The sequence below is a fragment of the Gilliamella sp. N-G2 genome (assembly GCF_002142215.1).
Taxonomy (GTDB): domain Bacteria; phylum Pseudomonadota; class Gammaproteobacteria; order Enterobacterales; family Orbaceae; genus Gilliamella.
This window is the reverse complement of record NZ_NAST01000009.1, coordinates 23543-44269: the sequence shown is the minus strand read 5'-3', so window position 1 is coordinate 44269 and position 20727 is coordinate 23543. Positions and strand designations below refer to the sequence as shown.

16 protein-coding genes are annotated in these 20727 nt (G+C 34.1%); 10 read left to right on the top strand and 6 right to left on the bottom strand.

Features of this window, described 5'->3' with window-relative positions; genetic code table 11:
* The first annotated feature begins 414 nt into the window (after positions 1-414).
* The 9 genes from B6C99_RS05870 to B6C99_RS05830 all read left to right on the top strand — a co-directional run bounded on the left by B6C99_RS05870 (position 415) and on the right by B6C99_RS05830 (position 12518).
* The gene (locus tag B6C99_RS05870) at positions 415-1788 is read left to right on the top strand and encodes a sodium-dependent transporter (RefSeq protein ID WP_216819393.1); all 1374 of its coding nucleotides are present in this window, start codon (positions 415-417) and stop codon (positions 1786-1788) included.
* A gap of 274 nt (positions 1789-2062) precedes the next feature.
* Entirely contained in the window at positions 2063-3937 is a 1875-nt protein-coding gene (gene htpG, locus B6C99_RS05865; protein ID WP_086358988.1) for a molecular chaperone HtpG, read from the top strand.
* Between the two features lie 186 nt (positions 3938-4123).
* Positions 4124-4969 carry a BglG family transcription antiterminator LicT gene (licT, locus tag B6C99_RS05860; RefSeq protein WP_086358987.1) on the top strand — a complete coding sequence of 282 codons (846 nt, stop codon included), beginning with the start codon at positions 4124-4126 and terminating at the stop codon, positions 4967-4969.
* Positions 4970-5144: 175 nt separating this feature from the next.
* Positions 5145-7046 (top strand): beta-glucoside-specific PTS transporter subunit IIABC, encoded by a 1902-nt coding sequence (locus B6C99_RS13355; RefSeq protein WP_086358986.1) that lies wholly within the window; start codon positions 5145-5147, stop codon positions 7044-7046.
* A gap of 3 nt (positions 7047-7049) precedes the next feature.
* A complete protein-coding gene (locus B6C99_RS13350; RefSeq protein WP_086358985.1) occupies positions 7050-8441 on the top strand; it encodes a glycoside hydrolase family 1 protein in 1392 nt (463 codons plus the stop codon).
* Between the two features lie 80 nt (positions 8442-8521).
* Positions 8522-9340: a histidine phosphatase family protein gene (locus B6C99_RS05845; protein WP_086358984.1), complete on the top strand. Its 819-nt coding sequence runs from the start codon at positions 8522-8524 to the stop codon at positions 9338-9340.
* Positions 9341-9515: 175 nt separating this feature from the next.
* Positions 9516-10841: an OprD family outer membrane porin gene (locus B6C99_RS05840; RefSeq protein WP_086358983.1), complete on the top strand. Its 1326-nt coding sequence runs from the start codon at positions 9516-9518 to the stop codon at positions 10839-10841.
* Between the two features lie 12 nt (positions 10842-10853).
* Positions 10854-11618: a histidine phosphatase family protein gene (locus B6C99_RS05835; RefSeq protein WP_086358982.1), complete on the top strand. Its 765-nt coding sequence runs from the start codon at positions 10854-10856 to the stop codon at positions 11616-11618.
* 360 nt (positions 11619-11978) lie between these two features.
* A complete protein-coding gene (locus B6C99_RS05830) occupies positions 11979-12518 on the top strand; it encodes a methylated-DNA--[protein]-cysteine S-methyltransferase (RefSeq protein ID WP_086358981.1) in 540 nt (179 codons plus the stop codon).
* 199 nt (positions 12519-12717) lie between these two features.
* On the opposite strand, the gene B6C99_RS05825 is transcribed toward B6C99_RS05830, so the two are convergent.
* Entirely contained in the window at positions 12718-13155 is a 438-nt protein-coding gene (locus tag B6C99_RS05825) for a hypothetical protein (protein ID WP_086358980.1), read from the bottom strand.
* A 132-nt stretch (positions 13156-13287) separates the two neighbouring features.
* On the bottom strand, positions 13288-14433 hold the full coding sequence (locus B6C99_RS05820) for a hypothetical protein (RefSeq protein ID WP_086358979.1): 1146 nt from the start codon (positions 14431-14433) through the stop codon (positions 13288-13290).
* Between the two features lie 52 nt (positions 14434-14485).
* Between B6C99_RS05820 and B6C99_RS05815 the strand changes: the two genes are divergently transcribed.
* Positions 14486-14689 (top strand): hypothetical protein, encoded by a 204-nt coding sequence (locus B6C99_RS05815; protein WP_086358978.1) that lies wholly within the window; start codon positions 14486-14488, stop codon positions 14687-14689.
* A 786-nt stretch (positions 14690-15475) separates the two neighbouring features.
* Here B6C99_RS05815 and B6C99_RS05805 read toward each other — a convergent pair.
* From B6C99_RS05805 to pyrG, 4 genes are all read right to left on the bottom strand, one after another.
* The gene (locus B6C99_RS05805; protein ID WP_086358976.1) at positions 15476-16384 is read right to left on the bottom strand and encodes a lysine exporter LysO family protein; all 909 of its coding nucleotides are present in this window, start codon (positions 16382-16384) and stop codon (positions 15476-15478) included.
* A 100-nt stretch (positions 16385-16484) separates the two neighbouring features.
* Positions 16485-17411, bottom strand: a complete 927-nt coding sequence (locus tag B6C99_RS05800) for a VirK/YbjX family protein (RefSeq protein WP_158092444.1) — start codon at positions 17409-17411, stop codon at positions 16485-16487.
* 261 nt (positions 17412-17672) lie between these two features.
* Positions 17673-18974 (bottom strand): phosphopyruvate hydratase, encoded by a 1302-nt coding sequence (gene eno / locus B6C99_RS05795; protein ID WP_086358974.1) that lies wholly within the window; start codon positions 18972-18974, stop codon positions 17673-17675.
* 46 nt (positions 18975-19020) lie between these two features.
* Positions 19021-20658, bottom strand: a complete 1638-nt coding sequence (gene pyrG, locus B6C99_RS05790; RefSeq protein WP_086358973.1) for a glutamine hydrolyzing CTP synthase — start codon at positions 20656-20658, stop codon at positions 19021-19023.
* Positions 20659-20727 lie beyond the last annotated feature (69 nt).

Sequence of the window (20727 nt, the reverse complement as noted above, 5' to 3'; positions counted from 1 at the left end):
AGGCAAAGTGCATTTATTCTTTTGAACACTTTTTTTAAAAATATTTTCAACAATATGATTTTTTTAAAACATTTTATTTTTATCCGTAAAAAAGGGGTTGCAATAGTCTAAATTTAATCGTCAAAAATGTCATTTTTCAACTTTTTTACTAGTTACATTCCATGCTATATCATATAGTGGCTTCTTAAATTTTTAATCACAATTCAGTTCAAATATAAAATTGAACCAATTTATAATATTGCTTTAAGAAATCAAATCTTTTAATAGTAATAGCTTTAAATGGTAATGTCTTCTTGTTTATAGACTTATTTCATGGCATGATTTAGCGCTTTATTTATCTAATAAAAAAATAGTTAGGCTTTTGCTGATACTAAAGTTAAATATTTAATCAAAAACTCTAGGGAAAATAGATTCATGAGTACAGGTACTATGAAGAAAAGTCATTCACAGTGGAGCTCTCGCATGGGATTTATGCTTGCGGCTGCCGGTTCTGCTGTGGGATTAGGTAATATATGGAAATTTCCATATATGGCAGGTGAAATGGGTGGTTCAGCATTTGTACTAACCTATTTACTATTTATGTTTGTCATTGGCTTGCCAATTTTAGTTTTAGAATGGTTAATCGGCCGTCGCGGACAAAAAAACCCAATTCATACCATGGAAGATGTTGCGGTATCAGAAGGTCGCTCAAAATTATGGCGCTGGGTTGGTATTATTGGTGTACTTGGCTCGTTTTTAATTCTTTCTTTTTATAGTGTAATTGGTGGCTGGGCGACTGATTATATCTTTTTAGCTATCAATGGTAGCTTTGATGGTGTTGATGGCGCAGCTACAGGACAAATTTTTAGTGGTTTCCTTAGTAATGTCGGTAGCCTTTTAACTTGGCATACCGTGTTTATGGCAGCCAATACCATCATTGTGGCTATGGGCGTTGGTGCTGGTTTAGAGCGCGCTTGTAAGGTTATGATGCCAGGCTTAGGTATTTTATTATTAGTGTTAGTCGCTTACGCTGCAATTGTTAGTGGCCCATCATTTGGTGTAGCGTTTGACTTTTTATTCACCCCTAATTGGTCAGCATTAAACGGTACCGCAATTTTAGCCGCTTTAGGTCATGCGTTCTTCAGTTTATCATTAGGTATGGGGATTATGATGGCTTATGGTTCATATCTTGGTAAAGATGTGAATTTACTATCTACTGCTCGCACCGTGGTTATTTTAGACGTTATTGTGGCCATGTTATCTGGTATGGCGATCTTCCCGTTAGTTTTTGCTAATGGTTTAGAAGCTGGTTCTGGACCTGGCCTTATCTTTGTTACTTTACCAATTGCCTTTGGTAATATGGCTGCTGGCTCAATTTTAGGTTGTTTATTCTTTATCTTCCTAACTTTTGCTGCCTTAACTTCATCAATTTCATTACTTGAACCAACTGTAGAGCTTTTAGAAGAGAAAACGCCTATGGGGCGTAAAACTGCGACAGTGGTTAGTAGTGTATTAATTTGGGCATTAGGTATTGCTTGTATTTTATCCTTTAATGAATGGTCAGATGTCACGTTATTTGGTAAAAATATTTTCGATTTACTCGACTATCTAACGAGTAAGATTATGTTACCTGTGACTGGCTTAGGAACTGTAATCTTCGGTGCTTGGATGATGAACCAAAAAATCATTCGTAAAGAATTGAACTTAGGCAATTTCTGGTTTGGTGTATGGTCAATCTTGACTCGCGTCATCATTCCTGTGGCCGTAGTAGTTATTTTAGTTTGTGGATTTTTACCAGAAACTCGATAATTAAATGGTTAGTAAATTTAAAAGCCTTGATTAATATCAGGGCTTTTTTATTGCCCAAATAACTAAAAAATCAGCAATTAATTAGTTATCTTAATACTCTCACTTGAAATTGTCTTTTTTATTCCCATATAACGATACAACAATTAATCAAATCATTATGTCAATGTTAATCAGTTAATATTAACGAGATTACATCTTATTTATCGCATTAGTAAGATGAACGTTTTGTGGTTAATATTAATTGAATTTGCAAATATAGCTGAGGTATTAGTCAATGAGTAAGCAAGGAACTGAAACACGTGGATTTCAATCCGAAGTTAAACAAATTCTTCATTTAATGATTCACTCTTTATATTCTAATAAAGAAATATTTTTAAGAGAATTAATTTCAAATGCTTCAGATGCAGCTGATAAGCTTCGTTTTAAAGCACTTGAAAATCCAGATTTATACGCTGGTGATGCCGAGCTTGGGGTTCGTATTTCAACCAACAAAGAAGCAGGCACCTTAACCATTGCCGACAATGGTATTGGTATGACTCGTGATGAAGTCATTGAGAATTTAGGAACAATTGCTAAATCAGGCACCAAAGCATTTTTAGAATCAATTGGTAGTGATCAAGCTAAAGATAGCCAACTTATTGGTCAATTCGGGGTTGGTTTTTACTCAGCATTTATTGTTGCTGATAATGTTACTGTTACAACTCGTGCGGCAACAGCCAAAGCAGATGAAGCTGTTATGTGGCAATCTGCTGGTGAAGGTGAATATACCATTTCTGATACTAATAAAGAAACACGTGGTACTGAAATCGTCCTACATTTAAAAGATGATGAAAAAGAGTTTTTAGATGATTGGCGCTTACGTTCAATTATTAGCAAATATTCGGATCATATCTCTTTACCAGTTGAAGTACAAACTACTGATGAAGAAAGCAAAGAAGTTAAATGGGAAAAAGTTAATAAGGCCCAAGCACTTTGGACGCGTAGCAAATCAGAAGTAACTGATGAAGAATATAAAGAGTTCTATAAACATATTTCACACGATTTTGCCGATCCGCTAAGTTGGAGTCACAATCGTGTTGAAGGTAAACAAGAATATACTAGTTTGCTCTATATTCCATCTAAAGCGCCATGGGATATGTGGAATCGTGACAATAAACATGGTTTAAAATTGTATGTGCAACGTGTTTTTATTATGGACGATGCAGAACAATTTATGCCAAATTACTTACGCTTTGTAAAAGGTTTAATTGATTCTAATGATTTACCATTAAATGTTTCACGCGAAATCCTGCAAGATAACAAAGTAACCCAGAATTTACGCAATGCATGTACTAAACGTGTTTTACAAATGCTTGATAAACTTGCTAAAGATGACAAAGAACAATATCAACAATTCTGGAGTGAATTTGGTCTGGTTTTAAAAGAAGGGACTGGTGAAGATTTTAGCAATCGTGAGTCTATTGCTAAGTTATTACGCTTTACTACCACTAACAGTGATAGCGAGGTACAGAGCGTATCATTAGATGATTACATCAGTCGTATGCAAGAAGGTCAAGAGAAGATCTACTTTATTACTGCCGATAGTTATTGCGCAGCCAAAAATAGTCCTCACCTTGAATTATTCCGTAAAAAAGGTATCGAGGTATTATTACTTTCTGATCGTATTGACGAATGGATGATGAGCAATTTAACTGAATTTGCTGGTAAACAATTCCAATCTATCAGTAAATCTGACGAATCAATCGAGAAATTAGCCGATGAAAATAGTGATGAACAAAAACAAGTTGAAAAAGAACTTGAGCCATTTATCGAGCGTGTGAAAAAAGTTTTAGCTGACAAAGTTAAAGAGGTTAAATTAACCCATCGTTTAACTGATACACCGGCAATTGTGACGACAGCTGCAGATGAAATGTCTACCCAAATGGCTAAGTTATTCGCTGCTGCAGGACAGAAAGCGCCAGAGATCAAATACACATTTGAGATTAATCCTGATCATCAATTAGTTAAACGCATCGCTAATACTCAAGATCAAACAACATTTAGTGACTGGGTTGAGTTATTGTTAGATCAAGCGCTTCTTGCTGAAAAAGGATCATTAAGTGATCCAAGCAAATTTATTCAGACTATGAATAAATTACTTGCTCAATAATTAATTTTCAATTCCTAATTTTCAACCCGACATGGCTTGCCCGTCGGGTTGATTGCTACTTTTTACTGCAAAAGATCAATAAATTTTAAGCCAAATTTTGATACCTATCACACTTTTTCATTTTATTACTTTCTATTTTTGTTAAGCTAGACATAATAATTTAACCTTTAATTTAGACTGTAACAGATGAAAGTTCATAAAATATTAAATAATAATGTTGTGGTAACATTAGATGCAAAGGGAAATGAATTAATTGTTACTGGACGTGGGGTAGGATTTAAAAAAAGGGAAGGAGACAAAATTGACCCCCAACTTATTGAAAAGCAGTTTTCATTGAATAATCAAGAATTACTGCCAAAGTTTGCTGAGTTGCTTTCGGAAATACCTATCGAAATTCATACAACTTCAGATATCATTATCAATTATGCTAAGAAGCAGTTAGGTGGCAAATTACAAGATAGTATCTATATTTCTTTAACTGATCATATCTATTTTGCTATTGAAAGGCATAAGCAGGGATTTGATATTCCGAATAATTTTATTTGGGAAATAAAAAAATTCTATCCAAATGAATATCAAATTGGTTTACATGCTTTAACAGTGATTAAACAGCGTTTAGGCGTCGAACTGCCCGAAGACGAAGCAGGTTTTATTACTTTTCATATAGTCAATGCTCAACTAAATGATACCATGCCGAATATCGTTAATATGACGAAGATCATGCGTGAAATTTTAAATATTGTTAAATACTATTTTAGGTTTGAATATGATGAAAATAGCCTTTCTTATCAGAGATTTATCACTCATTTAAAGTTTTTTGCACACCGCATATTAAGTAATGATAAATCCGTACAACAAGATACAACATTATACGAAATCATTCGCCAAAAATATGAACAAGCTTATTTTTGTACAAAACAAATAGATCTACATTTAATTCAACAATATCAACATCCATTATCTGACGATGAAAGCTTATATCTTACCATTCATATTGAGAGGTTAAGAAAAGAGCTAAAAATAATTGTGTGACTTAAATCACAAATTAGCTAAATATCAGTAAACAAGAGAATTAAAAATATGTTATTTTAACTTAGAAATTTTTGGATTGTTATTGTATCAATAGTTATTATTGGTACAAGCAAAACCTAAACCCCTAATGGACTTGGGGTTTAGGTTTTTTTTTGCGCTTAAATAAGGATAAGCTATGAAAAACAAACAACTTGCCGAAGTAATTATTGAGCATGTAGGTGGTAAAGATAATATTATCAGTCTAGTGCATTGTGCAACTAGGCTTCGATTTGTATTAAAGGATGAATCAAAAGCAAATGCTGAATTTTTAAAAAAACAAGCCGGTATCATTACAGTTGTACAAAGTGGTGGACAGTTCCAAGTCGTAATCGGTAACAGTGTTGCAGATGTATTTAATGTCATCATGCAATTAACCAATCTCAATGAAAAACCAACCAACGATGCACCACCGGCTGCCCCTAAAGGTATTGTATCAAAACTGATTGATTTAGTTTCTAGTATCTTTATCCCTGCACTAGTCGTACTTGTTGCTGGTGGTATTTTTAAAGGGGTAGTAGCAATATTACAAGTTATGGAACTTGTTCAAGCCGGCTCACCAACCCTTAACTTCTTAAATGCGATTGCTGACGCCCCATTCTATTATTTACCAATCATTTTAGGATTTTCAGCGGTTAAAAAATTCGGTGGTAATCCTTATGTAGGTATGGCATTAGGTGGTGCATTGGTTCATCCTAGTGTAGTTGGCATGTTAGGTAATGCTTTTGAATTACAGACAGAATTCTTTAACATTCCAATAAAATTAATTCGTTATCCTTCATCTGTTTTCCCAATAATATTAGCTGCATGGTTCTATTCATTATTAGAACGCAACTTAAACAAAATCATGCATGACTCATTCAAAAAGTTTATTGCTCCGTTATTTGGTTTGATAATTACCGTACCACTAACCTTTGCTGTTATCGGTCCAGTTGTTTCATTCTTAAGTGATACAGTTGCTAGTGGTATCATCTATGTTTATCAACTTAACTCTGTCATTGCTTCTATGATTTTAGCTGCTCTTTGGCAAGTGATGGTGGTATTTGGTATCCATTGGGGATTAGTACCTTTTGCGATGAATAATATCTCGGTTTATCAAGAAGATTTTATGATTCCAATCTTATTCCCTGCGGTATTCGCTCAAGTTGGTGCGGTATTAGCGGTTATGTTACGCAGCAAAGATCCACAAGTTAAAACCTTAGCAAGTTCATCGGTATTATCTGGAATTTTTGGGGTAACCGAACCGGCCATTTATGGCATTAACTTACCATTAAAACGTCCATTTATTATCGGCTGTATTTCGGCAATGATTGGTGGAGGTATTGTTGGTTATTATCATTCGGTCATCTATTCATTCAGCTTTATTAGTATCTTCTCATTTTTACAATTAATTCCACCTACAGGCATTAATGAAAAATTTTATGCGGTAGTATTTGGTTCTCTTATTTCATTTGCAGTAGCCACATTAGTCACTTATCTATTTGGTATCCCAAAAGATAAAAAACAAAATAATGAAAATGAAATAGAAAATTCTGATTCAAACAACAATAAAACTGATAGTGATGAACTAGTAAAAACAATCACTATTGCCAGCCCATTAACTGGTCAACTTATTGACTTAAAGGAAGTTAATGATGTTACTTTTGCGAGCGGTTTAATGGGTAAAGGTGCTGCAATTATTCCAACTATTGGCGAAGCTGTCGCACCAGAAGATGGTGAAGTAGTGTCACTATTTAGAACGAAACATGCTATCGGTTTCCAAACTAAATCAGGTGCAGAAATACTTATCCACATTGGTATTGATACAGTGAAGTTAGATGGCCAACATTTTGAAGCTCATGTAGAAAGTGGTCAAAAAGTGAAAAAAGGTGATCGACTAGTAAGCTTTGATATTGAAGCAATAAAACAAGCCGGTTTTGAAGTAACTACACCAATCATAATCACTAACAGTGATGACTATATCGATGTGCAGTGCATATTTAATCAAGATAATATTCAACATGGTGACGCACTATTAGCGTTAAGTGCAAACAAGGAGTAAAACATGACTAATACTTTTCCTAATGATTTTTTATGGGGCGGCGCAATTGCCGCTAACCAAGTCGAAGGTGCTTATAATGAAGATGGTAAAGGTCTTTCAACATCAGACTGTACTCCTAATGGTCTATTTGGCGATATAGTTGATCGTAATAATGTCCAAATTAACAGTATCAAAGATCGGGCTATCGACTTTTATCATCGCTATCCAGAAGATGTAGCCCTGTTTGCAGAAATGGGATTTACTTGTTTAAGAACATCTATCGCATGGACACGTATTTTTCCTAATGGCGATGAAGAACAACCAAATGAAAAAGGTTTAGCATTTTACGATAAACTGTTTGATGAAATGTTAAAACACAACATTACGCCTTTAGTCACCTTATCACACTACGAAATGCCCTATTACCTCGTTACTCAATATGGTGGTTGGGGAAACCGTAAAGTGATTGAGTTTTTTACTCGCTATGCCAAAACTGTATTTGAACGCTATAAAGATAAAGTGAAATATTGGTTAACATTTAATGAAATTAATATGTCACTACATGAACCATTCACCGGTGTCGGTTTAGCTAGAAATAGCAGTAAAGCAGAAATCTATCAAGCTATTCACCACCAATTAGTAGCCAGTGGACGGGCTGTTAAACTTTGTCATCAAATTATACCTGATGCAAAAATTGGTAATATGTTACTTGGCGCTATCGCTTACCCTCTTAGTCCAAAACCAGAAGATGTTTGGGCAACGCATTTAGAAAATCATGGTTGGTTGTTCTTTGGTGATGTGCAAGCACGTGGCTATTACCCAACGTATATGAATCGTTATTTTAAAGAAAACAATATTGAATTAACGATTACCGATCAAGACCGTGAAGATTTAAAAGAAACTATCGATTTTATCTCGTTTAGTTATTACATGAGTTGTTGTGGAACAGCTGACGACTCACTTCGTCAAAAAGGTAACATTCTTGATATGGTACCTAATCCACATCTCAAAGCGTCTGAATGGGGCTGGCAGATCGACCCAATCGGTATCCGTTACTTATTAAACTTGCTTTATGAACGTTTCCAAAAACCTCTATTTATTGTTGAAAATGGCTTAGGAGCTAAAGACAAACTTGAAGCTGATGGCACCATTAATGACGACTATCGAATTAATTATATGAACGATCATTTAGTGCAAATTCGTGAAGCGATTAATGATGGTGTTGAAGTGATGGGATATACCAGTTGGGGACCAATTGACCTAATTAGTGCATCTAAAGCAGAAGTGACCAAACGATATGGTTTTATTTACGTGGATTTAAATCAAGACGGTTCTGGTACCCTACAACGTTATAAGAAGAAAAGCTTTTATTGGTATCAATCAGTCATTTCATCGAAAGGTGCTAATTTAAAATAATGATGATTCCGGTAGGTCTTCATTTGCCCTACCGGTAATTTCACTCATCATACTAATGACTATGCCATATGAGGCTAAAGATGAAAAATAAAAAAATTAAAGCAGTATTCGTTACTAGTGCACTGTTATTAACAACGCTTGCTACTGGTTGTAGCAATCAAGCAAATAATGCAACAAACAATAATAGTGATGATGCCATAAATATTTATTTTGCTCGACACGGTAAAACTTTATTTAATACCTATGATCTTGTACAAGGTTGGGCTGATTCACCATTGACTGACAAAGGTATTGAAGTTGCTCGTTATTTAGGAGAAGGTTTTAAAGATCAACACATTCAATTTGATGCTTATTACACCAGTGATGCTGGACGTCAGCGTGAAACAATGCAAGTTTTGTTACAACAAAAAGGTGTTAAAGATTACCAGATCCAAGAATTAAAAGGTTTACGAGAAGTCTTTTATGGCGGATTTGAAGGTGGAAGCAATGCCAAAATGGTATCTGCATCCATGAAATCTCTTGGTTTTAAATCTGTTGATAGCTTTTATAAAAGTTATGTGCAAGGACAAATTCCCGTGGCAACTCTAACTGATGCCATCGCTAAGAGTGACCCTAAACATCAAGCGGAGAACTTTGAGCAGGTTAAAGAGCGTACCCAAAATGCTCTGCATAGCATTGTAAAAACAGCCCAGAATAAGCATCAAAAAAATATTTTGGCTATTTCATCTGGAATGTCAATGCAAGCTATGATTTCTGATTTAACCGATAACCCAAATAAAAACAAACCATTGTCAAATGCTACCGTGGTTAAAATTGTGTATCAAAATGGTAAATATAGTGTAGTTGAAATTGGCAGTATGGACTATGTTAATCAAGGTAAATTATCACTAAATAAATAAACAACTGGAGGCAACCAAATAGCCATAATCTGAATAAAATTAAATGATTAGCAATTAAATTAGTAAAATAGGATTGTTACTGCTTAGGCAGGCAAAACCTAAATATCAGCCCTACCAATAGGTTTGTGGGCGGTATTTAGGTTTTTTTTTGGGAAAATAAAGATAGGATATAACAATGAAAATAAAGTACCTTTCGCTAGCACTTCTTAATATTATGTGTTTTTCAGCTGTTGCGGCTGAAGCAAATTCGCTAAATACTGATAATAGTTTTTTCAAAGATAGTAAATTTGAATTTTCAACACGTAATCATTGGAAGTATTTAAAAGAAAATGCATCGCAGCCCAAAGAAGTTCACAGTGCATGGGGACAAGCATTAACACTTAACTATAAATCAGGTTATTGGTTAGATATCTTGGGATTCGATGTTACTTATGACAATGTCATCAAACTTGGAGCCAGTGATTACTTTGCAACTCGTAACTTACTTTATAATGATGGTAAAAAAGCGGATAAACACAATGCACACGGTTTTAACAAATTTACACAACGTTATGCTAAAGTCAAACTTGGTAATAAAGATATTAATTTTAATGGTAAAGCTGGTTGGCATAGTTTAAAAGATATGGGAGTAATTAGTTCATCGCAACATTTAACCCGTAACAGTTATCTCGGTTATAGTGGAACACTTAAATACTCTAATTTGGCGTTATCGCTAGCTTATATTGATAGTGCTCTACCACGTGAATCGGCCAAAAAAGTGCATTTTTATAGTTTAGATAGAAAATCTGAAATTGATAATATCAAAACAGCTGAAATCGCCTATAACGATAAAGTAATTAAACTTGACTACTCTTATGGTGTAGCAAAAGATTATATTAAACGTCATGCGATTGAGTTTTCTTATAAACCGATAGAAAAACTAACCGTTGGCTCACAAATCTATGGCAGTACTGCTCTTAAAAATCATGACAAAATGAAAGCCAATGTGCGTGATTTTGATGATTCAGCGTGGCATTATGCAGCCGATGTTGAATGGAAAGAAGCAGATTGGAGTGCCAAATTCGGTATCGCTTATACCGATGCCAATCGCAAAGGCGCTATCGGTTATTATGGCCGTCACATAGGTAAAAATAACCGTGGCCGTTATAATGGTATGGCTGCTGCAGGTGCTGACTATATGCGTGATGGCGAAGTGGTTTTATCCAGCGTGTTAGGCTATGACTTCTTTAAAGATAATACCACTGGTTTATATCTAAACTATGGTGAATTTAACTATAAACACGAAACCCTAAAAAATGGTGAAATCAACGTGTTTAATATCTGGAAACCAACCAGTGGAACATTTAAAAATCTATCTATTTTGTCAAAATTTGGTTATGGTTGGTCTTATAAAACCATGAGCAGCAAAGACATTACTCCTAAATTAAGAGACGGCCATGCGCAACGTTCACCAACATTATCAGCAGAAACCGTAATTGATTATCGATTTAACTTGTTTTAAAAGGACGAAACTATGAAAAAACTTATTAAACTTATTGGATTAACCGCAATTCTTACTGCATCACTAGCACAAACTGTTGCTGCCGATGTGAATATCTATTTTACTCGTCATGGTAAAACTATGTTTAATAACGTGCATCGTGCACAAGGGTGGTCAGACACGCCTCTTACTAAACCAGGTATTGAAGTTGCAGAACAACTTGGCCGAGGTTTAAAAGATGTTGATTTTATTTCTGTATATTCAAGTGACTCTGGTCGTGCCAGACAAACAGCTCGTATAGTTCTTGAATCTAAAGGTGACACAAAATTAAATATCAACGAAATGGAAGGCCTGCGTGAAACTTGTTTTGGTGATTTTGAAGGTGATCTTGACCCAAACATGTGGAATCCAGCTGCACAACATCTAGGTTATGAGTCAGACAAAGCCCTAATGGCGGATTTAGCTAAAGGTAAAGTTACTCTTAAAAAAATGATGGATGCGATTAAAGCTGTTGAGAAATCTGGTCAAGCTGAAGACTATAATGCCGTTAAAACTCGTATGCAAGCATCATTAAAAGCGATTGCTAAATCTGCTCAAGAACAAGGTGGTGGTAATGTATTGGTGGTCTCTCACGGTATGGCTATTATGGCAATGGTTGAAGAGATGTTAGACAAACCAATCACTAGTGGACTTGGTAACGCTAGCGTAACTAAAATCCGTTATACCGATGATGGTAAATTTATCGTTGAATCATTAGGCGATATGAGCTATGTAGAAAAAGGTAAAGTAGCAGAATAATCTTTACTAAAAGACTCACATTAGTGAGTCTTTTTTCAATTTTTATTGAGTAACATCCTATTAACTCTACTAATGTAAATCACTTTATTTTTATCGGCATTAATATATAAAAATAATAAGCTTGTTTACTCATATTTATCAGTCCAATAACTTTATAATATGATATTAATCAATTTATTACCAAATGTAACTTTAATAAATTTTTCTTTAATATTATTTATTGCAGATAATATGAAAAAAAGAAAAAATCTTTATAAATACTGAATTGAACAATCTAAAATAAACAACTATTTTTACTACTTAAATTACATTAACTGGTTATAATAAAGTATCGCTTAATCGGTAATATTAGGATTTTTCATGTTTTATATTAGCCACTATTCGTCACCAATGGGATTGATAACTTTAGCTAGTCAACACAATAAATTAATTGGTGCCTGGATTGAAGGACAAAAATATTTTGGCCAAATTGTTAATTCGACCAAACAAGAAAAATCTAATTTAGCAATATTTAATCAGACTAAAAAATGGTTAGACGACTATTTTCTAGGAAAAAAACCATCTATAAAGCAATTATCATTGGCTCCTCAAGGTAGCGCATTTAGGCATATGGTATGGGACATATTAGCGCAAATTCCTTACGGAGAAGTCATTACCTATGGCTATATCGCAAAACAAGTGGCATTGCAATGTAATAAGCCACATATGTCCAGTCAAGCCGTTGGTGGAGCGGTTGGTCACAATCCTTTATCAATTATTATTCCTTGCCATAGGGTTATTGGTGCCAATGGTAACTTAACAGGTTATGCCGGTGGAATCGACAAAAAAATTTGGCTTTTGCAACATGAACAAGTTGATATGCAAAATCTTTTTATTCCTAAAAAAGGCACAGCTATTTAACAAGAGTTTACTGGTTCACTTTTACAGCATTAAACAAGCCCTTTTCGTAATTTTATAACGGTTTTAATGTTCATTTTTTGAGCAAAAAAAATTACGCCAGTCGCTAAGCGCGACTGGATGCAATTTTTGGGACAGTTTTTCGATAAAGCTTAAGTCAATTGATAACAGATATTTTTCTTTATTCCAATTTTTCAAATGATTATATTCTATTTCGCTTAGCATTAGTTACCAAATGAGCTTCGTCCTTTCTAGTTGAAAGATGGTTTGAAGTAGGATATGCAATATTAGAGTTCACTGATACCATTTCCAATTGCTCTATTGCAGTAAATTGCAATTTCTGCCATTTAATAAATTTTGTTAAATCAACCTGCAAATTCCATTTTAATTGATAACCATAAGATTGAGGAATAAGTTGGTCTGAGAAAAGACCAATTAACTTTGGTATTGATATTCCAGCTTTCAATACTTTTTTATTATTCAATTTTTTATATTGTTGACAATAAACTTTCAAATTTAAATTTAATTTCGTGGTGGCTAAATAGAGCGATACTCCATAAACTTGTGCAAACATTCTCTCACGAAAGAAATAGATACAATCAGACTGTTGACTTAATTTTAGTTTTTCTTCTATATTCATGGATACATAATTCATTTCAAATTAAAAATTTGAAATCCCAACTATATCAATTCTTAAATTAATACTATTAAGATTACAAAAAAGTATTTTGTGCATTTGTATATTTTTGAGCAATTATTTATTTACTAATCACTACGGCGTAATACAAGCAGTTAAATACAAACGTTCATCTTCAGCTCGAGTACCAACAACTCCCCACCTTGAATCTACCACATATAATGTATCTTTATCACCTGGATAACGGCTTTTATAAAAAATATCACTAGACCAATAAATTGAAGCATCAAAATAAGGATCCCGATAATCAGGCCACTCACTATTTTCATAGTCATTGTGGGAATTAGTAACACTACCCCACTCAGCAAACAGCCCGCCCATCCATGTTCCACTATCGTTCTTATAACTAATCATCCGACGATATTGTTCTTTAACACCAGGAATTCCATTATTCCAACCTATATAAATATTATTTTTATCGTAATCACGATTGGAATTGGTCAATTCTATTATTTTAGGCACACGATATCCTCCAGTTAACTTATTGCATAGATTTATTGAGTTAGTATAACTTCCTGATGGTTCCAAAAACGAAATATACCATCTCTGTAACGTAAAGGTATAAAAAACATTTGTTTTGTTATAATCCGCATAAAGCCTAAATGTAGAAGGTTTAAATTGACCGCCATTAGTTGAAGCTGATGGACCTTTTAACGTTACTCGCAAAAATCCTTGATGGTCACTTAAAGCTAAACTTACACCACTGCCTGATATTTGTGAAACGCTTTCACCATTAATTTTAATTAACTCTTTAGCTGATAAACCGGCTATTTTTAAATCAAAAAATAAATTATTTGATCCAGTAGTAGGAAAATTATTTTGAGCATTATTAGGATTATAAAAGATAAAACCTTTGCCCTTTTTCCACTGATCATTTATGTCATTTTCATAAACTACATTAGGTTTTGCATAACAAAATTTGGCGGTAGACATCACTTTTGGATAAATATAGTAGCTATGTTCAGTAGCAGGAAATGTCCTAGTATTAGGAATACCATAAGTAGTTGAAATAGAGCCTTGTGTTGCTGATACTGTTAATTTATATGGTGCCAAGCAACCATCTAGTAATGAATCAACTTTATTCTTTACTAAATTAGTTATATCATTGCCCTCATAATCCTGCCATGTCACTTTTAAATTTCCAGTCACTATCGGTGACTTATCGTTACCATCACCATCTATATCCCACCAATAATTTGAACCAACAATAATATCACTCAAGGATTTTGTAGGATAATTTATATTGTCAACCGGAAGAGAAACAAAAGTTTGAATGTCGGCAAACTTTGTATTGTCAGTATTAAGCCTAATAGGTTGTGTCGCACTTGATGTATCAGTTAATGAGCTTATTTTTTCATCATTAGGTAAAATAATTGATAATAAAGGCGAAAGATCGGATTGTGTTTTGTATTCATCAAAAGTTATATATGGTGCGCTACCATTGATAACGTTAGCGGATGTTGCAGATAATGCATGAACATTGTGAGTTATAATTAAAAAAACAATAAAAACTAGAAAATGTTTTTCTTTATAAAAAAAGAATCGTTGATTTAATAAATCATGGCTGGCTGGCTGGCTGGCTGGCTGGCTGGCTGGCTGGCTGGCTGGCTGGCTGGCTGGCTGGCTGGCTGGCTGGCTGGCTGGCCTCTAAACAACTGTATTTTAACATTTTTTTAACCCTTTATCAATACATCTGATTGTTTTATTTAACTAAAAATAACCTACTTATGAAAAAAGTATAAATAAACTAATTAACATTAGCAATTCTTATTTATTGATAAATTGTAAAGATAAGTAAGGAAAATCAATCTATTAATTTTTCTAATTAACATTATGACTTTTTTGTACTTTCAAAAAATCATCATTAATTAATAATGATCCGAAGAAATGATTAAAATTTAATGAAGTTTAGTTAAAAAAGCACGTTACACAAATAGCTTGCACATAAAAGAAGTTTTTGTAATTAAGTTAGTTATTCAGCAATCAGTAAGTTAAAGTTAAAGTATAATTATTACCATTACTAAACATCATTAATGGCATTTTTACTTACATAATTTAATTTTAAATCCATATCATCAGTAAATTTAAACTGTTTATTTATGATAGTGACTAAATCAATATTTCGATAAACATAATTGTCAAATAGGCTATATTTTAATTTAACTTTGCCTGAATCATTGTTATAAGTTTGGATAGTTATAATAGCTATCAAAAATAAAATATTGATTTATTTTTAAATTTATTCAGTTAAGTTTAAAAAAATTTAAAATAAGCCAGAATTAAATAGAGTCATAAATATTGGCATTATTAACGTTAATAAAAAACCTTGAACGATTGCTGGTGGTACAATACTAACCCCTGCTCCTTTTTGTAGCATAGGTAAGGTAAAATCCATTGAGGTTGCACCACATAAACCTAGTGCTGTAAGTTTATATCGTTTGATTAAGGTAGGAATTAAGATAATGGCACATAATTCTCGTAGAATGTCATTTAAGAAAGTAGCACTACCAATGATTGGACCATGAGCTTCAGTCATCAGTATTCCCGATAATGAATACCAACCAAATCCTGATGACATTGCCAACCCTACTCGCACTGGTTGTGCCAATATGAAGGAGGCAATAATACCACCTAAAAAGGTACTTAGAATCACAATAATGGTAGTAGCAATACCCACTTTATTTAATAAAATCTGTTTTAACGAAATATTATTACTACGCAACTGAATACCAATAAATAAAAGTAAAAACACTAAAACCACTTTGGTAATATCTTCACTATATTGCCAAATAAACAGTGGAAAAAGTCCTGCAACAAATCCTGCTATCAATGCAATACAGACCTGTAAAGATTCCAAGATCATTTTAAATCGTGATTGATAAGTTGTATTACTATGTGAAGTACGCCATGGTAAAAAAAGATCAACAATAGCTAAAAAAATAAAATTACCGCCAAAAGTACAGATAAAAATAATACCAGTATAAAATAAGATAATTTTTAAATTAGCAGCGAGATTATCTAAATGAGCTAGTTCGGTTCCCATTATAAATAATATAAAATAGACCATCCAACTTAAGATCTGATTAATCTTGGTTATCCACTTTTGCTCTTTGAATTTAATCAAATAACCTAAACATAACGGTACTAAAGCAATAAGAATACCAAAATACATATTTCATTCCTTAATTATCATTTTTATATTAAAAGTATTAGATATATTTGGGTCTTGTGTAATATCGCTTGCAATATAACGCAAGCGATAGATTTAAAGATTATTTTAATGATGCTAATTGTGTTTCAATATTGTTCTTAAGCTCATCTAATAATGCATAACGATTGCGATACTCAGAACGCTTTTTACTGGCAACCTCTTCCAGTGATTTGCGGTTAATCTGGTTTGGCAATATAAATAACGATCTTGAATCTTGCTTACCATCAATAGTTAACCAAAAATCATCATAATCCGATAAGATTCTTTCTTGTCGACTGTTATAACGCCAGTTGTTGTAGACATGAGTTTTATTGCCTACCGCTATAATCTGTTCAAGTTGAAAATAATCAGCAATTATTAACGCAGCCTCAACTGCCACACGTTTAGGAAAAAGCCCATAGCACTGTTTTGTTGCCTGTTGTACTCGGGTTCGAGCTTCATGATGCCCTGTTCCTTGTAAGCCGGAAATAAAAAGCGTCGACTTTTGTTGATATTGCGCGATAGTAAAAGTTAACGTCGCTAAATCAATACCATCATTATCATAAAAATAGAGGCTGAGTTCCCCTTCCCGAGCATATTTATTACGTGCTTGAATCGCAATTTTTATATTGGCGTCATTTTTTGCCCTAATACTGGCTAATTCAAAGGGGATATCTAAGTTATAGAAGGCTTTTGTCATGGTATCAGAACGATTAGCAAAAAAATCATAATGATAAGCTAATGCCTCGTACCGTTCTTGTTGGTTCAAACAAGAAGCTAAATAAGGTCGTTGTAGTTTACAAGGTAAATTAGTTTGGCATGATAAATAGTAACCAAGTAACTTGTATTGTCTTAATTTGTCTAATAATTTAAGCGTAATAGAACTTAAAAATAGAGTTCGAAAAAAAAATTTATAACGATAAGTCGGATTAAGCCATAATTCGTTAAGTGGTAATTTACCTGAACAAAGCCAGTTAAAAAGTTGCCATTTACTTTTAGGCTGGGACATATTCGTAATATTATTCATAAGCAGAAAAAAGTATTCGTATTGGTTAATATATAAAAAGGATTATATGTGGTTAAATTATAAATTATCAATTGGATATTTATGATTATTTTCAAATTTAAGGCACCATTTCAATGTAAGTGCCTAAGAGTACAACACAACCCAAAGCAACGCAACCCTTATGGTGTTATGTCATCGCTTAAGTAATAAAAAACGGTGAACTAAGTCACCGTTTTATTAAAAAGCATCGTTTATAAAAAGGAATTATTGACCTTTAACTTCTTTTAAACCGTTAAATGGTGCTTTTGAACCTAGAGCTTCTTCAATACGGATTAATTGGTTATATTTAGCAACACGGTCAGAACGGCTCATTGAACCAGTTTTGATTTGACCAGCAGCTAAACCAACAGCTAAATCAGCGATAGTTGAATCTTCAGTTTCACCTGAACGGTGAGAGATAACCGCAGTATAACCCGCATCTTTCGCCATTTTAACAGCTGCGATAGATTCAGTTAAAGTACCGATTTGGTTAACTTTAACTAGGATTGAGTTAGCGATACCTTTCTCAATACCTTGTTTGAAGATTTTTGTGTTAGTTACAAATAGATCATCACCAACTAATTGGATTTTGTGACCTAATGCTTTAGTTTGGTATGCCCAACCTTCCCAATCGCTTTCGTCTAAACCGTCTTCGATTGATACAATTGGATATTGTTCAGTTAAGCCTTCTAAGTAGTGAGTGAATTCTTGAGCAGTAAACTCTTTGTTTCCTTCACCTTTTAATACGTACTTACCAGTTTCTTTGTTGTAGAACTCAGAAGCGGCACAGTCCATCGCTAAAGTAATGTCTTTACCTAATACGTAACCAGCTTTTTCAACTGCTTCTTTGATGCAAGCTAATGCTTCAGCATTTGAATCTAGGTTAGGCGCAAAACCACCTTCGTCACCAACAGCAGTGTTCATGCCTTTAGCGTGAAGTACTTTTGCTAAGTTGTGGAATACTTCAGAACCCATACGGATTGCTTCACGTACAGTTTTAGCTCCAACTGGTTGAATCATAAATTCTTGAAGGTCGATGTTGTTATCAGCGTGTTCACCACCATTGATGATATTCATCATTGGTAATGGCATAGAGTATTGACCCGGAGTACCATTAAGATCAGCAATATGTTGATAAAGAGGTACACCTTTCGCTGCTGCTGCCGCTTTAGCTGTCGCTAAAGATACAGCAAGAATTGAGTTAGCACCTAAGTTTGATTTAAAATCAGTACCATCTAAATCAAGCATGATTTGGTCGATTGCTGCTTGATCTAACGCATCTTTACCAACAACTGCTTTGGCGATTGGTCCATTAACGTTTTCAACAGCTTTAAGTACACCCTTACCTAAAAAGCGAGATTTGTCACCATCGCGAAGTTCTAACGCTTCACGTGAACCTGTTGACGCACCTGATGGAACGATTGCAAGACCAACAAAACCACCTTCTAAATGAACTTCAGCTTCAACAGTTGGGTTACCACGAGAGTCGATTACTTCACGACCATGTACTTTAACGATTTTTGCCATGTTATTTTCCTCTATATGACAGATGTATACCTAATGTAAATATAAACTATTTTTGCTGCTGATCTTGATAATCTTTGGCAGCTTTAACAAAACTACTAAATAATGGGTGTCCATCACGTGGCGTTGATGTAAATTCTGGATGAAATTGACAAGCAACAAACCAAGGATGATCTGGTATTTCAATAATTTCAACTAATCTTTTATCAGTTGATAACCCTGTCACTTTTAGACCAGCCTTGACAACTTCTGGTAACAAGTTATTATTAACTTCATAACGGTGACGGTGACGTTCAGTTATCGAATCTTTTTTATACATTCCCGCAACTAGTGAATTTGGTTCTAAATGGCAGATTTGCGAACCTAAACGCATGGTGCCACCTAAATCACTATTTTCACTACGATGAACAATTTGACCCGATTCGTCGCTCCATTCAGTAATTAGTGCAATAACTGGGTTTGGACAATCTTTAACAAATTCCGTTGAATTAGCATCTTTAATACCTGCAACATTACGTGCATATTCAATTAATGCAACTTGTAAACCAAGACAAATACCTAAGTAAGGGATCTTGTTTTCACGAGCATAACGTGCAGCCATAATTTTACCTTCCACTCCACGATAGCCAAAGCCACCAGGAATTAATATCGCGTCTAAACCTTGTAATATTTCGGTGCCACGTGATTCAAGATCTTCTGAATCAATGTAACGAATATGAACGGTTAGACGATTTTTTAAACCACCGTGTTTTAGTGCTTCGTTCACTGATTTATAAGCATCTGGTAAAGCAATATATTTACCAACCATACCGATAGTTACTTCACCAACTGGGTTAGCCTCTTCGTAAATGACTTGTTCCCATTCAGATAGATCCGCGTCTTTACATTCAAGATGGAAGCGATTGCACACAAAAGTATCTAAATTTTGTGATTTTAATAATGCAGGGATTTTGTAAATCGAATCAACATCTTTAAGTGAAATTACCGCACGTTCAGGCACATTACAAAATAGCGCAATTTTAGCTCTTTCATTAGCTGGAATTGCCCGATCTGAACGACAAATTAATACGTCAGGTTGAATACCAATTGATAATAACTCTTTAACTGAGTGCTGTGTTGGTTTAGTTTTTACTTCACCTGATGAGGCAAGATAAGGCACTAATGTTAAGTGCATAAATAGTGTATGTTCACGACCAACATCAACCGCTAATTGACGAATTGCCTCTAAAAATGGTAGTGACTCGATATCACCAACTGTGCCACCTACTTCAACGATAGCTACGTCATAACCTTTGGCACCATCAATAACTCGATCTTTGATGGCATTAGTGATATGAGGAATAACTTGGACTGTCGCGCCTAAATAATCTCCACGACGTTCTTTGCGTAAAACGTCAGAATAAATACGTCCAGTTGTAAAGTTATTTTTTCGGCTCATTTTAGTGCGGATAAAACGCTCATAATGACCCAAATCAAGATCGGTTTCGGCACCGTCTTCAGTCACAAAAACTTCACCATGTTGAATTGGGCTCATTGTTCCCGGATCGACGTTGATATAGGGATCAAGTTTTAGCATGGTGACTTTTAAATTGCGGGCTTCTAAAATTGCAGCTAATGAAGCTGCGGCAATGCCTTTACCTAGAGAAGAAACGACACCGCCTGTTACAAAAATATAATTCGTGACCATTAATACCAGACCATTATTAATTTAGTTGAATAATATAACACAAGTTTAAACCATAAAAACTAATGCAAT

Excerpts from the sequence above, each read along its gene's own strand:
- B6C99_RS05870 (WP_216819393.1), top strand. The coding sequence starts at position 415 with ATGAGTACAGGTACTATGAAGAAAAGTCATTCACAGTGGAGCTCTCGC.
- htpG (WP_086358988.1), top strand. The coding sequence starts at position 2,063 with ATGAGTAAGCAAGGAACTGAAACACGTGGATTTCAATCCGAAGTTAAA.
- licT (WP_086358987.1), top strand. The coding sequence starts at position 4,124 with ATGAAAGTTCATAAAATATTAAATAATAATGTTGTGGTAACATTAGAT.
- B6C99_RS13355 (WP_086358986.1), top strand. The coding sequence starts at position 5,145 with ATGAAAAACAAACAACTTGCCGAAGTAATTATTGAGCATGTAGGTGGT.
- B6C99_RS13350 (WP_086358985.1), top strand. The coding sequence starts at position 7,050 with ATGACTAATACTTTTCCTAATGATTTTTTATGGGGCGGCGCAATTGCC.
- B6C99_RS05845 (WP_086358984.1), top strand. The coding sequence starts at position 8,522 with ATGAAAAATAAAAAAATTAAAGCAGTATTCGTTACTAGTGCACTGTTA.
- B6C99_RS05840 (WP_086358983.1), top strand. The coding sequence starts at position 9,516 with ATGAAAATAAAGTACCTTTCGCTAGCACTTCTTAATATTATGTGTTTT.
- B6C99_RS05835 (WP_086358982.1), top strand. The coding sequence starts at position 10,854 with ATGAAAAAACTTATTAAACTTATTGGATTAACCGCAATTCTTACTGCA.
- B6C99_RS05830 (WP_086358981.1), top strand. The coding sequence starts at position 11,979 with ATGTTTTATATTAGCCACTATTCGTCACCAATGGGATTGATAACTTTA.
- B6C99_RS05825 (WP_086358980.1), bottom strand. The coding sequence starts at position 13,155 with ATGAATATAGAAGAAAAACTAAAATTAAGTCAACAGTCTGATTGTATC.
- B6C99_RS05815 (WP_086358978.1), top strand. The coding sequence starts at position 14,486 with ATGTCGGCAAACTTTGTATTGTCAGTATTAAGCCTAATAGGTTGTGTC.
- B6C99_RS05805 (WP_086358976.1), bottom strand. The coding sequence starts at position 16,384 with ATGTATTTTGGTATTCTTATTGCTTTAGTACCGTTATGTTTAGGTTAT.
- B6C99_RS05800 (WP_158092444.1), bottom strand. The coding sequence starts at position 17,411 with ATGTCCCAGCCTAAAAGTAAATGGCAACTTTTTAACTGGCTTTGTTCA.
- eno (WP_086358974.1), bottom strand. The coding sequence starts at position 18,974 with ATGGCAAAAATCGTTAAAGTACATGGTCGTGAAGTAATCGACTCTCGT.
- pyrG (WP_086358973.1), bottom strand. The coding sequence starts at position 20,658 with ATGGTCACGAATTATATTTTTGTAACAGGCGGTGTCGTTTCTTCTCTA.